Origin of the sequence: Burkholderia sp. HMSC10F09 (assembly GCF_001806955.1) — a bacterium.
GTDB lineage: Bacteria > Pseudomonadota > Gammaproteobacteria > Burkholderiales > Burkholderiaceae > Burkholderia > Burkholderia multivorans.
In genome coordinates, this window is record NZ_KV786505.1 from 53,898 (window position 1) to 54,873 (window position 976).

The window sequence follows — 976 nt, forward strand, 5'->3', positions numbered from 1 at the left end:
TCGTACTGGCGGCCGAGCGTCACGGTGCCGTACGTGCCGCTCGACAGGCCGACGATCGCCTTGCGGCCGAACTCGCGCTGGCCCTGGCCGAGCGCGCCCGTGCCGATGTTGAAGCCGTTCTCGAGCTGGAACAGCGCGGCGAGCCCGCCGCCGAGATCCTCGGTGCCGCGCAGCCCCCAGCGGCTGCCGGACAGGTTGCCGCTGCTGAACTTGACGAGGTTCGACGCGTTGCTGCCGTTCGCGTTCTGCGCGTTGTGCACGTACGCGATGCCGGCATCGACGATCCCGTACAGCGTGACGCTGCTTTGCGCGTGCGCGCCGGCCGCGTAGAGCGATGCCGGCAGGGCGAGCAAGGCGAGTGACCTGATGCGTTTCATGACTGGATTCCCCCGTTGGTCGTTAGGTCTGACGATTCGGGGTGAACGATACGGACAGACACATCGTCGAGGGAACCAATAAATTGTCGGAACGTTATGAGGCGCCGCGGCGTACGGGCGGACCGCTCCAATGCAACGGCGTTCACCGAGGCGATGCGGGTGTCGCGACGACCCGTCGAGCTTGCCGTTCACGGACGATTGCAGTTGCGGTTTGGCGTGCATGCACGACGTGGCGCTGCCGAGGCGCGTCGGCCACGCGCGCTACCGCATGGCAGCTTCGGACTCCGCCGTCTCGCCGAGAAACCCGCCGCTCTGATGCGCCCACAGCGCCGCGTAAATCCCGCCTGCCTGCAGCAATTGCTGATGCGTGCCTTCCTCGACGATTCGTCCTTCGTCGAGCACGATCAGCCGGTCCATCGCCGCGATCGTCGAGAGCCGATGCGCGATCGCGATCACCGTCTTGCCCGTCATCAGACTGTCGAGGCTGCGCTGGATCGCGACTTCGACCTCGGAGTCGAGCGCGCTCGTCGCTTCGTCGAGCACGAGAATCGGCGCGTCCTTGAGCATCACGCGCGCGATCGCGACGCGCTGCCGCTGGC

The 976-nt window shown here is 66.8% G+C and carries 1 protein-coding gene and 1 pseudogene; both read right to left on the reverse strand.

Going from position 1 to position 976, the window contains the following annotated elements; all coding sequences use genetic code 11:
- On the reverse strand, positions 1 to 377 hold a 377-nt coding region (locus HMPREF3115_RS32100; RefSeq protein ID WP_256275948.1), incomplete at its 3' end, for a porin.
- A 261-nt stretch (positions 378 to 638) separates the two neighbouring features.
- A pseudogene (locus tag HMPREF3115_RS32105) lies at positions 639 to 976 on the reverse strand (multidrug ABC transporter ATP-binding protein); the annotation flags it as partial.